This is a genomic window from Thermohalobaculum xanthum, assembly GCF_016623495.1.
Taxonomy (GTDB): Bacteria; Pseudomonadota; Alphaproteobacteria; order Rhodobacterales; family Rhodobacteraceae; genus Thermohalobaculum; species Thermohalobaculum xanthum.
The window spans coordinates 184,227-200,531 of the sequence record NZ_JAEHHL010000001.1; the positions used below are offsets into that span (position 1 = coordinate 184,227).

Below are 16,305 nucleotides of genomic sequence, written 5' to 3' on the forward strand. Positions count from 1 at the left end.
CCCAATGACCCGACGGCCGGGCGGGCCCGAACCAGAACTCGACGAGATCGACATGTTACTGACGGACGAGCAGATCGCGGTCGCCCGCGAGACTATTGGCGCATCGCCGGTGGATCCCGCGCATCCCGCGATATCCCAGCTTATTCAGGCCTTCGGCGAGCACACCTTCTACGTCGACCAGAACGGGCTTCTGGTTTTCGTGGATCCGGTCGAGATGGAGCAGGAGCCGGGCGACCCGCGTCTCGTGCTGATCGCGGCCTGGACGGACGACCAGCGCCGCGAGCTGGGCGCGGTCAATCCCGTCGACACCGGCGTCACACTGCCCCAGGCCGCCGCCAACTGAGCCGCATCTGCGGCGGCGTCACGGCTTGGCGGCGAGGCCCGGCAAGCGCGTGGCGATCGCGGCAAGCGCGGCCAGCGCCGCGTCGGTATCGGACTTGAGCCGGATCAGCGCGGGCAGGGCCCATGGCTCGGTCAGCAGCCCCAGGACGACCCGCGCGATCCGCGGGCGTCCGTCGACGCCCAGCGCGTCCGCCGCAAGCCGGGGCAGGGCCCGTGCCGCCGGGTCACCGACGGCGCGGATGGCCATCACCGGCAGGTTGGCCGCCTCGCCCGCCCGGGCGATGCGGTGGCTTTCCATATCGACCGCGTCGGCGCCGCTGGCGGCATGCAGCGCGGCCTTGTCGCGCGCCGTCATCGCGGGGCGGTCGAGCCCCATGAGCCGCACCCGGCGCAAGCCGGGAATCGGTGGCACGACAAGCACATGGCGCATGCCGTTCTCTTCCACCACATCGGTGCCGACGATCAGGGTTCCGGGCGTCAGTCCCGGGTGCAGGCCGCCCGCGACGCCCCAGCTGATCAGAAGGCGGCAGCCCAAGGCCGCGAGCCGTCGCGCCTCGCGCTCGGCCTGATCCGGCCGGGCGCCGGACACCGCGGTGGCGATCCGCGGGTCGCCGCGCAGGGCGCCCAGCGCGCTCAACTCGCTCTCCATGCCGGCGATCACACCGACCAGAGGCGGCGTTCCTACTCCGTGCTTCAGCACGACGCGCTCCCCCACCCACGCTCCCGCGCAGGGCGGGAGGGCGCCTCACACCGGCGCCGCGGCACACCCCCGGCGCGCGCTCAAGGTGCGCATGCGCGCGGGGTCAAAGTCCCCAGTGAACCTCGCGATCGTTCGAGGTCATCAAATTCTCGTACCGGCCCATCGCCCAAAGCGGGAAGAAGGCCGCGTAACCATGATACTTCAAATAGAAAACTTTCGGAAACCCTGTTCCAGTCCAGTGCGCTTCTTCCCAGCGGGGGCCGTCCTCGTCGCGCGGTGCGGCCGCAAGCCAGTCGATGCCGCGCGTGACCGCGCCGCTCTCGACCTCGCCCGCGGACATCAGGCCCAGCAGCGCCCAGGCCGTCTGCGATGCGGTCGAGCTGCGCGCGAAGCCCGCGCCCCAGTCCTCGTAGCTTTCGAGCCCCTCACCCCAGCCGCCGTCAGGGCGCTGGCGCGCCTTCAGCCAGGCCACGGCGCGCCGGACGTAGGGTTGGTTCATGTCCTCGCCGGCGCCCTTGAGCGCGACCAGGGCCGACCAGGTGCCGTAGATGTAGTTGGCGCCCCAGCGGCCGAACCACGAGCCATCGGCCTCCTGTTCGCGGCGGATGAAGCCGACGCCCTTGCGGACCGCCTCGGCGTATTTCACGCGGTCGACCTGCGCGAGGCAGCCGACACAGCGCGCGGTCACGTCGACCGTGGGCGGGTCCAGCAGCGCCCCGTGATCGGCGAAGGGGATCGAGTTGAGGTAGAAATGCTCGTTCTCGGGCTCGAAGGCGCCCCATCCGCCCGAGCGCGACTGCATGCCGACAAGCCACTCGCAGGCGCGGTCGATGTTCATCGCGTAGCGCTTGGGGTCGGCACGGTGCATCGCCGCCACGACGACGGCGGTGTCGTCGACATCCGGATAGTCCGGATTGTCGTACTGGAACGCCCAGCCGCCGGGACGCAGGCCGGGCCGGCGCACGGCCCAGTCGCCGACATGGTCGAGAATCTGCTTGCTGGCCAGCCAGTCGAGCGCCGCGATCAGGCGCGGATCGTCGCGCTCTCCGCTCTCGAGGAAGGCGTGTGCCGCCAGCGACGTGTCCCAGACCGGCGACACGCAGGGTTGAAGGTAGATCTGGTCCTCGCGCTCTATCACAAGCTTTTCAATCGCTTCCCGGGCGATCTTCATATGCGGATGGTCGTCAGGGTAACCGAGCACACGCAGCGCCATCACGGCGTTCGCCATGGCGGGGTAGATCGCGCCCAGCCCGCTGTCGCCGTTGAGGTGGCTGATCGTGAATTCCTCGGCCTTGCGGATCGCGCGCTCGCGGATCCCCCTTGGTACATGCGGCTCGGCGCGCTGCAACGCCTTGTCCAGAAGCAGGAACATCTCGCCGATCCGGCTGCCGGTCGGGTTGATCTGCCACTTGCGCTGTTCCTCGGGCGGGACCACGAACAGCTCGCGGATGTCGAGGCCGGTCGGGTTCGCGGCCTTCGCGCGCTTGGCATAGAGGATCAGAAGCGGCGTCAGCACCGTGCGCGACCAGTAGGCGATCTTCGACATGTGGAACGGGAACCATTCCGGCATCAGGATCGCCTCGACCGGGATGCAGGGCATTCCGCGCCACGGGATCTGCCGGAACAGCGCCATCATGATCCGGGTGAACACGTTCGCTTTCGCCGCGCCCCCCTGGCCCAGCAGCCAGGACCGCGCGCGCGCCATGTGCGGCGCGTCGATGTCCTCGCCCGTCAGCTTGAGCGCCCAGTAACCCTTGACCGTGGCCGAGATGTTGCCCGCGCCGTCATGGAACAGCGGCCACGACCCGTCCGGGTTCTGGACCTTGCGCAGGTAGCGCGCGATCCGCGCCTCGCGTTCGCGGTCGATCTCGCCCAGGAAGTGGCGCAGCAGCACGTATTCGGCCGGGATCGTGCAGTCGGCCTCGAGCTCGAAGACGATATGCCCGTCCGGCTTCTGCATGTCCCACAGCCGGTCGGCGCGCTCGGCGATGATCGCCTTTCGCGTCTCGCGCGTCGGCGCATCCAGCACTTCCGCACCCCGAAGACTGTCGGCTGAAAAGACCGTGTTGTTCATGCCCGTTCCGACTTTTCTGTCTTTTTCTGTCTGCCCGCCGCAAATACCAGCCAGGCTCGTCCGTCACGCCAACACGCCTTGCGCCGCTAGCCGGGCGGCGATTTCACCCGATCGGATCGCCCCCTCGATCGTGGCGGGCAACCCGGTATCGGTCGCGTCCCCGGCAAGGAAGAGATTTTCCATGTCGGTCTGCGCCTTGGCACGCTTTGCCACAGCTTGAGGCGATTGGTCAAAGGTTGCCCGCTTCTCGACGATGATCCGTGCGGCGTTGTGATCTTGCGTCCGCAGTCCGAGCGCGGCCCGGGTCTCGCGCCACAGGCGCGCGGTCAGCTCGTCGCGGTCGGCCTCGATCAGGCCCAGCGCGTCCGCTGCACTCACCGTTAGGCTGATCACGTCGCCGCGCACGAAGATCCATTGTGTAACCGCACCAAGGACGCCGGTCAGCGGCGCCATTCCGGCAAGCGCGGGGTCGTCGACGACGAAATGAGCGTTGAGGATCGCGCAGGAATCGCCGGGCAGGTCCAGATCCGGAAGGATCGGCCTGAGCCGCGACGGCGGAAGCGCCAGCACCACCCGGTCCGAGGGCGCCAATGCGACCTCGCCATCGGCGAAGACCAGCGTCGTGGCGCGCCGCCCGTCACGCGAGATCGCGCGCAGCGTCCTGCCAAAGGTTGGCGCGACGCCCTGTGCGGCCAGCCGAGCGAGTGCCGGCTCGACCAGCGCCGGGCCAAGCCCGTGGGGCGCGAACATCGGCCGCGAGGCCTCGCCACCCTTGCCGAAGGTCTCGACGACCACCCGGGCAAGCAGCTGCGCCGAGGCCCGTTCGGGCGTCGTGTTGATCGCCGCCAGCGTCAGCGGCTCCCAGAACCCGCGCCACAGCGGGCCGCGGTCGCGGATCGCCTCGGCCACCGTTGCGCCCGATCCGGCGCGGAGCAGCGCGAGGCCGCCCAGGTAGTCCGCCACCCGCGTTCCCGGCACGCGGCGCGAGGGCAGGGCGATCCACCAGGGCAGGCGGCCGCGGTTGATGCGCACGGTGTAGTGCGCGCCGCTGTCAAGGTCGGCGAAGGGAAAGCTCGCCTCGGGTGCCGGTGCCAGCGCGTCGGGCGCGCCGGCCAGCCGCAGGTAGTCCCGCACGCTCTGGTTGCCGGTCAGGACGAGGTGATTGCCGTTGTCGATCTGCCGGCCCAGCCGCATGTCGAAGAACGAGCGGCAGCGTCCCCCGGCGTGGCCCGCGGCCTCCCACAGCGCGACGCGCCGGCCCGCCGCTCTCAGGCGCAGCGCGGTCGAGAGCCCGGCGAGCCCGGCGCCCACCACATGCACGACCGCCTCAGACATCGCGCCGCGACCATGCCGGTGCAAGGATGCAGGTCACGCCCGCCAACAGCTTGGAAGGTTTCGACAATTTGAGCGCCTCGCGCGCGAAGCCGCGCGCCGCCATGCGGTTGAGATAGGCCTCGTAGACGCCCATCATCATCAGCGCCGGGGCAAGCGCGAGCCGGTCATGCGCCGGGACCAGCGCGCGTGCCGCATCGAACTCGGCCCGGGCCAGCGCGCCCAGTTCCGCGCCCAACGCCGGCAGGGCGGGGTGCGACGCGGCTTCCTCGGGGCGAGGAGGGATGCCATGGCGGGCCAGCATCTCCTGCGGCAGGTAGAGGCGGCCCAGCGCCGCATCTTCCTCGACATCGCGCAGGATGTTGGTCAGCTGCAGCGCGTCGCCCAGCGCCTGCGCGAAGCGCGCCGAGACATCGCCGCGCCAGGCGCCGAAGATCCGCATCGAGAGCATCCCCACCGCGCCCGCGACCCGCCGGGTGTATCGCCGCAGCTCGGCCATCGGCGGGGCTATGACCGGACCGTCGGCATCCATCTGCATGCCCTCGATCAGCAGCAGGAACTCGGCCTCCGGCAGCTCATAGCGCTCGACCGGCCCGGCCAGCGCCCGCCCGATCACCGAGACCGGACGCCCGGCATAGAGCGCCGCGATCTCGCCCCGCCAGGCGTCGAGCAGCTCGTGCTTGGTGGCGATCGGCCAGTCCTCGTCGGCGATGTCGTCGATCACGCGGCTGAAGGCATAGAGCGCCCACATCCCCTCGCGCCGCGGCCGCGGCAGGATCGCCATGCCCGGACCGAAGGACGAGCCCGCCGCACGCGTGATCCGCGCGACCTCGGCCGCCGGGTCAGGGGCGTCCGAGGGCAGGGGTCTCAGTGCGTCGAGGCCGGCAGGCGTCATTGCGGCGCCCGGTGGGTCGCGGCGCGCCACAGGCCCGCGATCAGCCCGTGTGCCAGGTCGGCGCGCGAATGCTTGACGCGTTGTGCCAGCGGATCCTCGCGCCGAAGCCGCGCGGCGAGGCGCCGGGCGAGGCGCTGGATCACCGCCACCTCAGCCGCCAGCCGGCGCGAGCGGATCATTCCGGCCAGCGGCTCGGCCCGGTCGAGGAGGGCGTCGCAGCCGTCGAGGCACCGATCGATCACGGCCCTCAGGCCGGCCGAGGCGGCGGGCGCGTCGAGCGCGCTCTCGTCGATCCCGGCTTCGGCCATCCAGTCCTGCGGCAGATAGACCCGGTCGAGGTTGCGCCGGTCGGGGCCGAGATCCTGGAGGTGGTTGAGAACCTGCAGCGCGGCGCAGAGCGCATCGCCGGGCGTTCCGGTGCGCGCATCCTCGCCGTGCAGTTCCAGAAGAAACCGCCCGACCGGGTGGGCCGAGTAGCGGCAGTATTCCAGCAGTTCCGCCCAGTCGGCATAGCGTGCCTTGAGCGCGTCCTGGCGGAAGGCGACCAGAAGGTCGCGCGCGACGTGATCGCCGACGCCCGCCTCCGTCAGGCTGTCGCGCAGCCGCGTGGCGATTTCGGGGCCCTCGGCGCCCGGTGCGAGGCCCGCCTCGCACGCGTCGAGCCGCGCGATTTTTTCCTCGGGTGCCAGCTCGCAGTTGTCGGCGATGTCGTCGGTGCCGCGGGCAAAGGCGTAGTAGCGCATCACATGGGGCCGCAGCCGGGCCTCGATCAAGCGCGAGCCGACGGGAAAGTTCTCGTCCCCGGCCCATTTGCCCGAAGGCGCCTCGACCGCCCGGCTGTCCGTTCGCTGATCCATGGCCCTCGTCTGCCCTTTCCGGGGAGCCACGCTCCCGGCCGCGCGAACATAAGGGCCGGGGGCGTGGCTGGCAATCGGCACTCTCCCGCGGTTGCGAAGGCTTGCGGGTGCGCCGGGCTCGGCGTAACGCTGTGCGCCATGGTGCTCATGCTTGGCCTTCTCTCGGTCGCGATCTGGCTCGGTCTCCTGCTGGGACGCGGCGCCTTCTGGTGCGCCGATCAGCGCCTGCCGGACGCGCCCGCGCCCGGGCGCTGGCCGGTGGTGGCCGCGGTGATCCCGGCGCGCGACGAGGCCGCCTCGATCGGCGCGGTTCTCGCGGCCCATGCGGCGACCGCGTATCCGGGGCGCTTCTCGGTCACCCTGGTCGACGACGGCTCGTCCGACGGCACGCGCTTCATCGCCGAACGCGCGTCCGAGGGGGCGGAGCGGCCGATCAGGGTGGTCAGCGGCGAGCCGCTGCCGCCGCGCTGGTCCGGCAAGCTCTGGGCGCTCGAGCAGGGCGTCCGCGCGGTCCTCGCCGCCGAGCCCGAAGTCGAGTACTTCCTGCTGACCGACGCGGATATCGAGCATGCGCCGCAGACGCTCTCGCGTCTCGTCGCGCTGGCCGAGGCGCACGAGCTTGCGCAGGTGTCGCTGATGGCCCGGCTCGATGCGCGCGGATTCTGGGGCGGGCTGCTGGTGCCGGCCTTCGTGTTCTTCTTCCAGAAGCTTTATCCCTTTCCGCTGGTGAACGATCGCAACTCGGCGGTCGCGGGCGCCGCGGGCGGCTGCATCCTGATCCGCCGCGCGGCGCTGGCGGATATCGGCGGGATCGGCGCGCTGATGGACGCGCTCATCGACGACTGCACCCTGGCGTCGCTGGTCAAGCGGGGCGCGCGCCGCAAGGCGATCTGGCTGGGGCTCGCGGACACCGAGGTCGTGTCGCTGCGCGACAACCGAGCGCTGGGTGCGATCTGGAAGATGGTGACGCGCACCGCCTTCGTGCAGCTGCACAAGTCCTGGGCCCTGCTGGCGGGGGCGACCGTCGGCATGGCGCTCACCTATCTCGCGGGGCCGCTGCTGGTGCTGCTGGTGCCGATGCATGGCAGCGCGCCGGCGGCTGCCCTCGGGGTGCTTGCCTGGGCGCTCTCGGCGATCGCGTATCTGCCGACGCTCAGGCTCTATGGCGGGGACGAGGTCCGCGCCTTCGCGCTGCCGGCGGTGGCCTGCGTCTACATGCTGATGACACTCGATTCCGCGCGCGCCCACGCGATGGGCCAGGGCGGTGCCTGGAAGGGGCGCACCTACTCGCACTGACCCGCGCGCGGGGGCTCAGAGATGGCCCTCGCGTCGAAGCCAGTCGATGGCATCCCGCAGCGCAGTCGACACCGGCGGCGGCGCAAAGCCCAGTTCCTCGCGCGCCCGGCTGGCATCGAACTGCACGTGCCGCGCGGCCAGCCGCACGCCCGTGAGCGGCGCTTTCGGCGGCTTGCCGGTCATGCGCGAGACCAGCGCCTCGACCCGTCCGGCCGCCAGCGCGACACCCATCGGCACGGTCGCACGCGGCGCGGGCACTCCGGTGATCCGAGCGATCATGCCCGCGAGTTCGCGCATCGCGACATCCTCGCCCGACAGCAGATACCGCCGGCCCGCGCGCCCCGCGTCGAGCGCCAGAACGATCCCCGAAGCCAGTGCGCGCACGTCGACCAGGTTCAGCAGGCAGTCGATCAGCGCCGGCGTGCGCCCGGCCGCAAGGTCGCGGATCATCGCCGTTGGCGGTGTCAGCCGCGTATCGCCCGGCCCGACGGGGGCCGAGGGCAGCACCGTCAACGCGTTCTGCCCGTCGGCGGCGGCGGCCTCGACGGCAAGCTCGGCCTGACGCTTCGATGTGGGATAGGGGCCCAGCAGCGCCTCGGGCGCAAGCTCGCTGCCTTCGTCGAGCACCGCGCCATCGGCCGCATCGCGCCCGACCAGCGTCGTGAAGCTCGAAACAAGGACCATGCGCGCGCCCGCGGCCTGCGCCGCGTGCAGAACACGGGCGGTGCCGTCGACATTTACGCGCGCGTAGTCGCCGGGATCGCGGGTCCACAGATGCGCGATCGCGGCGGCATGGATGACGCCCGTAACCCCGTCCATCGCGCGGGTCAGGTCCGAGGCGTCGAGGATTGAGCCTTCGACGGGCTCGGCCCCCTCGGGCAGCGGGACGGGAAAGGCAAGGTCGAAGCCGCGCACCCGCCGCCCGGCCGAGACAAGCTGCGCCACCACGTGCCCGCCGACGAAACCGCCGGCGCCGGTCACCAACACCGCGCCGGTCATCCGCGCCCTCCGCAGACCAGCAGGCCCGGCGCGATCGGGGACCCCGCTACCGTCAGGCCATTCACGATTGCGGCAACGCTCGCGCCGGAAAAGAGCGCGCCGCCCGGGTCGTCGAACAGGACGTCGGCCGTTCCCTGCGCCGGGTTTGCCAGAGCGAGGCGGGTGGGCGCGTGGCCGGCAAGCCCCCAGCGATAGAGCGCAATGCGGAACAGGTCGGGATGCAGCGCCACGGCGATGCGCCCGTCGGCGGTGCGTGTCAGGTTGTCGGGCCCGCCGGGCAGACGCATGGCCCCGCCGCCGAGCAGGCTGAGTCGTGCCCCGCGCGTTTCTGCGATGCTGACCTCGATCCCGTCGGTGATGATGCCATTGGGGAATTCGAGCCCCTCCGCGCGCAAATCGGCGCTGCCCGCGGCCGTTCGGATGTGCAGCACGCTTCCCGTGGTGCTGCCGGGCACGAGGTCTGCGGCCGACAGGCCGCAGGACCCGCGGTCGAGCGTGACGAGCAGATCGGTCCCCAGGAACGCGAGGTCATTGGCGCGGCACAGCGTCTCGCCGGCCAGGCGCCCGAGTCGCTCGAACCGAGCGCCATCTAGCCGGCCCCACACGACCTCGGCCTCGCCCGGTGCCGGGCGGTTGACGAAGGCCAGAAGTTCGCCCGCAAGATCGACCGATACGCCATGCGGCCGCGTGGGCTCCGGCACGCCCTCGATCGGCGTCACCGTGATCCTCGAGCCTGCCGCCAGGTCCCGCGCATCGGCCAGGAACAGGCCGCTGCGCCGCGCGTCCGTCGCGCGGCGGTCATCGGCCGACAGGACCAGAGTGGCTCCGTCGGGCAGGGGCGCGAGATCCTCGATGCCCGCCAGCGGTCCGATGCCCGGCGCCGTCACCTCGACCACCCGGCAGTCGCGGGCGGCATAGCGCGCCTCGACCGGCGCCGGCGTATTCGTCAGGAAGAGCGCGACCAGCGTGATGGCCAGGAGCGGCAGGCCAAGCGCCAGGACCATGCGGTTCACGTCAGGTGCTCCGCTCCCGCCGGGCGGCCATAGTCCCAGCGCTCGAGCCAGTGCCCGAGAGCGTGCTCGACCTTGGCGACGGTCTCGGCATCGCCCTTGAAGCTGTTCTTGCGGTAGCCCTCGATCCCCGCGAGGTAGCTGCGCGCCCGGGCGGCGAGCGCCTCGAAGCCAGGCAGCTCGAGCCCCGCGTAGATTTCCTCGAGCGCGCCGAGCGGGTCGGCGTCGAGCCACGCGTAGGGAAGCTCGACGAAATCGGGCGCCGTCCAGCCCGCGGTCTCGGCCGCAAAGCTTGCCATAATCCGCTCATAGACCCGCAGGATCGTGGCGTCGATGTCCAGATCTGCCGGGATATCCTGAAGCGCCATCACAGCCAGAAGCTTGTCGTAGAAATTCCGCATCGAAAGAAAGACTTCATGCGGGTTTCTGTGAATGTGAATGAACTTTGCGCCCGGAAACAGCCGGCGCAGCATCGCCGGGCGCGCGGTGTAGACCGGGTTCTTGATGAGAAGCGGCTTGCCCTGGTCGAGCGCGAGCTTGCGCATGAAGTAGGTGAAGCGCTCGGCCCAGGCGTCGATCTCGGCCGCATCGCAGCCGTCGAAGAACAGGCCGCGGTCGACCAGCCGGTCGAAGGCCCGGGGGAAATAGATGCCGTGGTAGAACGAGAGCGGCGACATGTTCGCGATCGCGATCTCGTCTTCCTGGGGGCTGGTCGGGGTCACGGGAATGTTGTCGATGAACCGCGTCTCGGGCAGCTGCCGCTCCAGCATCGGCCGCAACAGCCGTGCGAGCCCGAACATGTCGTGCGGAAGGCCGACCGCGACCGGCGGCACGTAGCCCCAGTCGCCGAGGCTCATCAGATTGTAGAGATGCGTCGTCCCCGAGCGCCAGTGGCCGAGGATGAAGACCGGCGGGGGCATGTCCTCGACCCGCGGCAGGCGGCGCGCGATCAGCGCGCGCTCGATCGCCGAGGCGGGCCAGCGCGTCAGCGCCGCGCCCCAGATCGCCGCCGCCGAACCAAGGCGATCGGGCCGGCCGCCGTCACGGAAGACGCGCCTGAGCGTGCCGAGATCTGCGCCGCTGAGGGGGTGGGCCATGCTTGTCCTCGGGGTCGTGGCGGGCGCGAGGCTATCCGCGCACGCGCCAGGGTTCAATGCGTGGGATCAGGGCGGGCAGGCGCGCCTCAGGCTCGGGCCTTTGCCGCACCGGCCTCGGCCAGTGCCTCGGGCAGCGCCGCGGCGAACAGCGCGAGGTCATGCGCGCGCCCGGCGCTGACGCGGATCGTGCGGTCGAGCGGCGCGACCCCCGGCATCCGCACGAACACGTCCCTCGCAAGCAGGCCGCGCAGCACCGCGCGGGCGAAGTCGCCGTCCCGGCCGCAGTCGACTGCGACGAAATTGGTGGCTGAGGGCAGGGCGCTCAGGCCGTTCTCAGTCGCGATGCGGGCAATCTCGACGCGGCTCGCCTCGACCTCGGCGACGACCCGCGCAAGGTGCGCGCGATCGTCGAGCGCGGCCATCGCCCCGGCCTGCGCCACGCGCCCGACCCCGAAATGATTGCGGATGCGGTCGAAGGCGGCGGCGATTCCGGCCTCGGCGATCCCGTAGCCGACCCGAAGGCCCGCAAGCCCATGGGCCTTCGAGAACGTCCGGAACCGGATCACCCGCGGGTCGGCGAGGTCGAAGGCCGGCGCCGTTCCCGCCGGCGCGAACTCGACATAGGCCTCGTCGAGGCACAGCAGGCAGCCGTCCGGCAAGGCGTCGATCAGCCGAGCGACGCTCTCGGCCTCGTGCCAGGTGCCCATCGGGTTGTCGGGGTTCGCGAGGTAGACCAGCCGCGCGCCATGCGCGCGCGCCGCCTCGGCCAGCGCTTCGGGATCCTCGGCATCGGCGCGGTAGGGCACGGTGACGAGCCGTCCGCCGAACCCTGCGACATGGTAGTTGAAGGTCGGATAGGCTCCGGCCGAGGTCACGACCACGTCGCCCGGGTTGACGAAGAGGCGCACCGTCAGCCCCAGGAGCCCGTCGATCCCCTCACCGATCACGAGGTTCCCGGGCCGCACGCCAAGCGTGTCCGCCAGCGCGCCGCGCAGGTCATGCGTCGTGGGGTCGCCATACATCCACGCGTCGCGGGCCGCCTGCGCGATCGCCTCGACCGCGCGGGGCGAGGGGCCGAACACGCTCTCGTTCGCGCCGATGCGCGCGGCGAAGGGCCGGCCGCGGTCGCGCTCCTGCTGCTCGGGGCCGACGAAGGGCACGGTCGGGGGCAGGCCCTCGACGATGCGCGAAAGGGGCGGTGCGTCTCTGTTCATGCAGCGTCATCTATCGGGCAGCGGGGCGACCCTGCAAGAGCGGACAGCACGCGGGCCCAGCCATGCGCGCGAGATCGGCGGCGAAGGCACGGGTGATCCGTCCGGGAAGTCGCGGCGCCAGGCGGACGCCGCGCGGCGCAATGCTCAGCCGGAAGCCGTTGTCGGGTCGATGATCTTCCCGATCGGCGTGATCTTGCTGGCGGGAAAGCCACTGATCTCGGCATGCTTGCGGATCGCGTCCTCGCTCTCGGCGAGGTAGACGCAGAACGTCTTGTTGTCGGCAACGTAGCTGTGTTCCCACTGCACCTTCGGGGCAAGCTGGGCGAGCGCCTCGTTCGACGTGGCGGCGGCGCCCTTGAGTTCGCCGCGGTCGAGGCTGCCGACCGACGGAATATCGCGCTCGATCATGAATCGCTTCAGGCTCATGTCTGTCTCCGCACCGTTGTGCCAGACCCGCACGCCTCGCTGCCCTGCGGTTCATAGTGCACGAGCGGGGATGGCGATGCCAGTGCCCGCCGGGCGCCGATGCGGAAGCGATGCCCTCAGTCCGCCGGCGTGACCCGGTAGAGCGCGCCGTCCCCCTCGCTCAGGAACCAGAGCGCCCCGTCCGGGCCCTCGCGCACGTCGCGGATCCGGGCAAAGGCACCCCGGAAGAGGCCTTCCTCGGACGTGACGCGGTCACCCTCGCGGTCGAGGCGCGAGACGTAGTCGTCCTTGAGCGAGCCGACGAAGATGTCGCCTTCCCAGCCCGGGAACATCCGGCCCGACAGGATCGCCATGCCTGAAGGCGCGATCGAGGGGTCCCAGTAGGTCACGGGCTGCTCCATGCCCTCCTTGTGGGTGCCCTCGCCGATCGGCAGCCCCGAATAGGCGCGGCCGAAGGTGATGACCGGCCAGCCGTAGTTCCTGCCGGCCTCGGGTCGGTTGATCTCATCGCCGCCGCGCGCGCCATGGGCGACGGTCCAGAGCCGCCCCTCGGCGTCCAGGGCCGCGCCCTGCGGGTTGCGGTGCCCGATCGACCAGAGGCCTGGGGCTGCACCGGGCCCGAAGTCGGGATTGTCCGACGGGATCGAGCCGTCGCGGTTGATGCGCACGACCTTGCCCAGATGCGTGGTGACGTCCTGTGCGCGCGTGTCCTGGCCGCGTTCGCCCAGCGTCACGAAGAGCGTGCCGTCCGCGCGCTCGACCACGCGGCTGCCGAAATGGCGCCCGCCCGACACGGTCGGGGTCATGCGGAAGATGACGCGCAGGTTCTCGAGCCGCGCTGCATCTTCGGACAGCCGCGCCACCGCGACGGCGGTATGCGCGCCGCCCTCCGCGGGCTCGGAATAGGTCAGGAAGATCTCGCGGCTCCGGGCGAAGTCATTCGCCGCCACGACGTCGAGCAGCCCGCCCTGGCCCGAGGCGCGGACCGCGGGCACACCATCGACCTCGATGCGCTGCCCTGCGGCGTCGAGATGCAGTAGCTTGCCGTCGCGCTCGGTGATGAGCATGTTCCCGCCCGGCAGGAAGGCGACCGCCCAGGGCGTGTCGAGCCCCGACACGATGCGGGTGACCTCGACCGGTCCGGCCGAGGTGTCGAAGGTCTCGGCGCGCGCGCCGCCCGCGGCGAGCCCCAGTCCGAGGGCGATGCAGGATGCCAGCCGCAGAAGTCGCATCATCGTCTCCTTGTCCGCAGCACCAGGTGACGCGGCGAGGGCGCGGATCGTTGCGCCTTCAGCCCGATTTCAGCGCCTGCGCCGCCTCGAGCGCAAAATAGGTCAGGATGCCCGAGCAGCCAGCCCGCTTGAAGGCCATCAGACTTTCCATCATGCCGACCCGCGGGTCCAGCCAGCCGTTCTGCATCGCCGCGCGCAGCATCGCGTATTCGCCGGACACCTGGTAGGCGAAGGTCGGCACCCTGAACTCGCTGGCCACCCGCTGGCAGATGTCGAGGTAGGGCATCCCCGGCTTGACCATCACCATGTCGGCGCCCTCGGCCAGGTCGATCGCCACCTCGCGCAGCGCCTCCTCGGTGTTGGCCGGGTCCATCTGGTAGGTCTTCTTGTCGCCCTTGAGCGCACCGCCCGAGCCCACCGCGTCGCGGAACGGGCCATAGAAGGCCGAGGCGTACTTGGCCGCGTAGGTCATGATGGTGACGTTCTGGAACTCGTGCTCCTCCAGCGCGCGGCGCATCACGCCCACGCGCCCGTCCATCATGTCCGAGGGCCCGAGGATATCGGCGCCGGCTTCGGCCTGCGCCAGCGTCTGGCGCTCCAGCGCAAGCAGGGTCTCGTCGTTGATCACCTCGCCGTCGCGCACGAGGCCGTCATGCCCGTCCGAATTGTAGGGATCGAGCGCCACGTCCAGCATCACGCCGATCCCCGGCACCTCGGCCTTCACCGCGCGGGTGGCGCGGCAGACCAGGTTCTCGGGGTTCCACGCCTCCTCGGCGCCCGGGGTCTTCTGGGCGGGGTCGGTGTAGGGAAAGATCGCGACCGCGGGGATGCCAAGCGCGCGCGCCTCGGCCGCCTTCGCCACCAGCCGGTCGACGGTCAGGCGCTCGACCCCCGGCATCGAGGCGACGGGCTCGGCCCGGTCGGTGCCGTCGATCACGAAACACGGCCAGATGAAATCGGCCGGGGTTAGCACGGTCTCGGCCACCATCGCCCGCATCCAGGGCGCCTGGCGCAGCCGGCGCGGGCGCGCGGCGGGGAAGGGTGCGGGTTGCAGCATGGCCGGCGTTTCTCCTATTTGTTTGGCCGCAAACTGGCATGGGGCCAAAGGGGGCGGCAAGGGGCATGAGCGACGCAGACATTCTGTTCGAACGGTACGGCAGCCTGGGGCTGGTGACGCTGAACCGCCCCGGGGCGCTGAACGCGCTGACCCACGCCATGGCCCTTGCGCTCGAAGGGCAGCTTGACGCCTGGCGCGCCGACGCCTCGATCGCCGCGGTCGCGATCCGCGGCGCCGGCGACAAGGCCTTCTGTGCCGGCGGAGACATCCGTGCGCTTTACGAGGCGGGGCGCCCCGGCGGCGACCGCGGCGCCGCGAATTTCCAGTTCTATGCCGACGAGTACCGCGTCAACACCAAGATCAAGACCTATCCCAAGCCCTATGTCGCACTGATGGACGGCATCGTCATGGGCGGCGGGGTCGGGGTCTCGATCCACGGCTCGCGCCGCATCGCCGGCGACCGCACCCTGTTCGCGATGCCCGAGACGGGGATCGGCCTGTTCCCGGATGTCGGCGGCACCTTCTTCCTCCCGCGCATGCCGGGCCAGACGGGGATGTTCGCGGGCCTCACCGGCGCGCGGTTCAAGACGGCCGACGCCGTCGCGGCGGGCGTGTGCGACACCTATGTCGAGAGCGCGCGACATGCTGCACTGATCGAGGCGCTCGCGGCCATCGAGCCCGGCTCCGGCGCGCCGGCGGCGCTCGACGAGGCAATCGCGGCGCTTGCAACGCTTGCGCCGGGCGAGACGCCCGTGGCAGACGCCCGCCCGATGATCGACCGATTCTTCGCTGGCGACAGCGTCGAGCAGATCCTCGACGCGCTCGATGCCGATGGCGGCGACTGGGCGGCGGGGCAGGCGGCGCTGATCCGCTCGAAATCCCCCACCTGCACCCGCATCGCCTTCCGCCAGATCCGCGAGGGGGCGAAGCTCGGTTTCGAGGACTGCATGCGCCTCGAATACCGCCTTGCGCGTTTCTGCATGATGCAGCCGGACTTCTACGAGGGCGTGCGCGCGGTAATCATCGACAAGGACAACGCGCCGAAGTGGTCACCGGCAACGCTGGCCGAGGCCGACGACGCCCATGTGGCGCCGGGCTTCGCGCCGCTGGGGCGCGACGAGCTCGTTCTTTGATCCATCGCGGTGCGGTTTCGGGTGCTCCCGCGCCGCGCAGGATGCGCAGCGCGGGGAGCTGTGGCGCGGGACTTTGATCCCCCCGGATGTCCCGCGCCGGAGCCGTGGCGGCTCCCTCCGATCCGCCTGTCAGTTGCAGGCGGGTCCCTTCGCGTCCAGCACCATGGCGCTGACGATCGTGCGCGCCATGGGCGGCTGGTAGTCGATCCGGCCGCCATCGGCGACGGGGCTCGACACGACGTGGTAATAGGTGCGCGGCACGCGGCCCGTGCCGTCGTCCACGCCGCGGTATCCGATCTCGATCTTGACCCGGTCGATCCCTTCCGCGCGGGCAAGGTGCAGGGTTGCGCCCTCGGCGTATGCCTCGGGGCGGCAATCCGCGGCGAATGCGGGCAGCGCTGCCATTGCGATCACGAGAATGAAGCATGCTGCCATCATGATCCCTCGCGAGCGCCGGTCGCTCGGGCCGGCTGTCGGCTCGATGACCTGCGGCTTCGCCCGCACCTTCGGCGCGCTCGGCGGCGCAGGCGCGTCCTCGGACAGCGGCCGGGGGAGTTGTGGGAGCGGCGACGCCGCCCCGGCGTCGATCCGGCATCCGGCAGTCATGGTCTTGGTCTCCTCTCGCATGGGTTCGTCGATTG

General features: G+C 70.9%; 16 protein-coding genes. 3 read left to right on the forward strand and 13 right to left on the reverse strand.

Annotated elements, in window-relative coordinates; translation table 11 throughout:
- Window positions 1–4: 4 nt before the first annotated feature.
- On the forward strand, window positions 5–343 hold the full coding sequence (locus H0I76_RS00890; protein ID WP_200605793.1) for a hypothetical protein: 339 nt from the start codon (window positions 5–7) through the stop codon (window positions 341–343).
- 18 nt (window positions 344–361) lie between these two features.
- On the opposite strand, the gene H0I76_RS00895 is transcribed toward H0I76_RS00890, so the two are convergent.
- The 5 genes from H0I76_RS00895 to hpnC all read right to left on the reverse strand — a co-directional run bounded on the left by H0I76_RS00895 (window position 362) and on the right by hpnC (window position 6,200).
- Window positions 362–1,042 (reverse strand): phosphorylase family protein, encoded by a 681-nt coding sequence (locus H0I76_RS00895; RefSeq protein WP_200605794.1) that lies wholly within the window; start codon window positions 1,040–1,042, stop codon window positions 362–364.
- A 103-nt stretch (window positions 1,043–1,145) separates the two neighbouring features.
- Window positions 1,146–3,116, reverse strand: coding sequence for a squalene--hopene cyclase (shc, locus tag H0I76_RS00900; RefSeq protein ID WP_200605798.1), 1,971 nt, complete (start codon window positions 3,114–3,116; stop codon window positions 1,146–1,148).
- A gap of 63 nt (window positions 3,117–3,179) precedes the next feature.
- The gene (gene hpnE / locus H0I76_RS00905; protein ID WP_200605806.1) at window positions 3,180–4,451 is read right to left on the reverse strand and encodes a hydroxysqualene dehydroxylase HpnE; all 1,272 of its coding nucleotides are present in this window, start codon (window positions 4,449–4,451) and stop codon (window positions 3,180–3,182) included.
- Window positions 4,444–5,343, reverse strand: coding sequence for a squalene/phytoene synthase family protein (locus tag H0I76_RS00910; RefSeq protein ID WP_200605808.1), 900 nt, complete (start codon window positions 5,341–5,343; stop codon window positions 4,444–4,446). Before H0I76_RS00910 ends, hpnE begins: the two co-directional genes overlap by 8 nt.
- The gene (hpnC, locus tag H0I76_RS00915; RefSeq protein ID WP_200605810.1) at window positions 5,340–6,200 is read right to left on the reverse strand and encodes a squalene synthase HpnC; all 861 of its coding nucleotides are present in this window, start codon (window positions 6,198–6,200) and stop codon (window positions 5,340–5,342) included. Before hpnC ends, H0I76_RS00910 begins: the two co-directional genes overlap by 4 nt.
- Window positions 6,201–6,338: 138 nt before the next feature.
- Here hpnC and H0I76_RS00920 point away from each other — a divergent pair, with 138 nt between their 5' ends.
- Window positions 6,339–7,496 carry a glycosyltransferase gene (locus H0I76_RS00920; protein ID WP_200605812.1) on the forward strand — a complete coding sequence of 386 codons (1,158 nt, stop codon included), beginning with the start codon at window positions 6,339–6,341 and terminating at the stop codon, window positions 7,494–7,496.
- A 15-nt stretch (window positions 7,497–7,511) separates the two neighbouring features.
- Here H0I76_RS00920 and H0I76_RS00925 read toward each other — a convergent pair whose 3' ends face one another.
- From H0I76_RS00925 to hemB, 7 genes are all read right to left on the reverse strand, one after another.
- Complete coding sequence (locus tag H0I76_RS00925) at window positions 7,512–8,495, reverse strand: NAD-dependent epimerase/dehydratase family protein (protein WP_200605814.1); 984 nt, start codon at window positions 8,493–8,495, stop codon at window positions 7,512–7,514.
- Window positions 8,492–9,508 (reverse strand): hypothetical protein, encoded by a 1,017-nt coding sequence (locus tag H0I76_RS00930; RefSeq protein ID WP_200605816.1) that lies wholly within the window; start codon window positions 9,506–9,508, stop codon window positions 8,492–8,494. Before H0I76_RS00930 ends, H0I76_RS00925 begins: the two co-directional genes overlap by 4 nt.
- Window positions 9,505–10,602 (reverse strand): sulfotransferase family protein, encoded by a 1,098-nt coding sequence (locus H0I76_RS00935; RefSeq protein ID WP_200605818.1) that lies wholly within the window; start codon window positions 10,600–10,602, stop codon window positions 9,505–9,507. The genes H0I76_RS00930 and H0I76_RS00935 overlap by 4 nt, the downstream gene beginning before the upstream one ends.
- Before the next feature lie 86 nt (window positions 10,603–10,688).
- Window positions 10,689–11,816 (reverse strand): pyridoxal phosphate-dependent aminotransferase, encoded by a 1,128-nt coding sequence (locus H0I76_RS00940; protein ID WP_200605819.1) that lies wholly within the window; start codon window positions 11,814–11,816, stop codon window positions 10,689–10,691.
- A gap of 144 nt (window positions 11,817–11,960) precedes the next feature.
- Window positions 11,961–12,242 carry a DUF4242 domain-containing protein gene (locus tag H0I76_RS00945; RefSeq protein ID WP_200605820.1) on the reverse strand — a complete coding sequence of 94 codons (282 nt, stop codon included), beginning with the start codon at window positions 12,240–12,242 and terminating at the stop codon, window positions 11,961–11,963.
- Window positions 12,243–12,358: 116 nt separating this feature from the next.
- Complete coding sequence (locus H0I76_RS00950) at window positions 12,359–13,474, reverse strand: PQQ-dependent sugar dehydrogenase (RefSeq protein WP_200605821.1); 1,116 nt, start codon at window positions 13,472–13,474, stop codon at window positions 12,359–12,361.
- A gap of 58 nt (window positions 13,475–13,532) precedes the next feature.
- Entirely contained in the window at window positions 13,533–14,531 is a 999-nt protein-coding gene (hemB, locus tag H0I76_RS00955) for a porphobilinogen synthase (protein ID WP_200605822.1), read from the reverse strand.
- 65 nt (window positions 14,532–14,596) lie between these two features.
- On the opposite strand from hemB, the gene H0I76_RS00960 reads away from it, so the two are divergent.
- A complete protein-coding gene (locus H0I76_RS00960) occupies window positions 14,597–15,664 on the forward strand; it encodes an enoyl-CoA hydratase/isomerase family protein (RefSeq protein WP_200605823.1) in 1,068 nt (355 codons plus the stop codon).
- 129 nt (window positions 15,665–15,793) lie between these two features.
- Here H0I76_RS00960 and H0I76_RS00965 read toward each other — a convergent pair whose 3' ends face one another.
- Window positions 15,794–16,270 carry a hypothetical protein gene (locus H0I76_RS00965; protein WP_200605825.1) on the reverse strand — a complete coding sequence of 159 codons (477 nt, stop codon included), beginning with the start codon at window positions 16,268–16,270 and terminating at the stop codon, window positions 15,794–15,796.
- Between the last annotated feature and the right edge of the window lie 35 nt (window positions 16,271–16,305).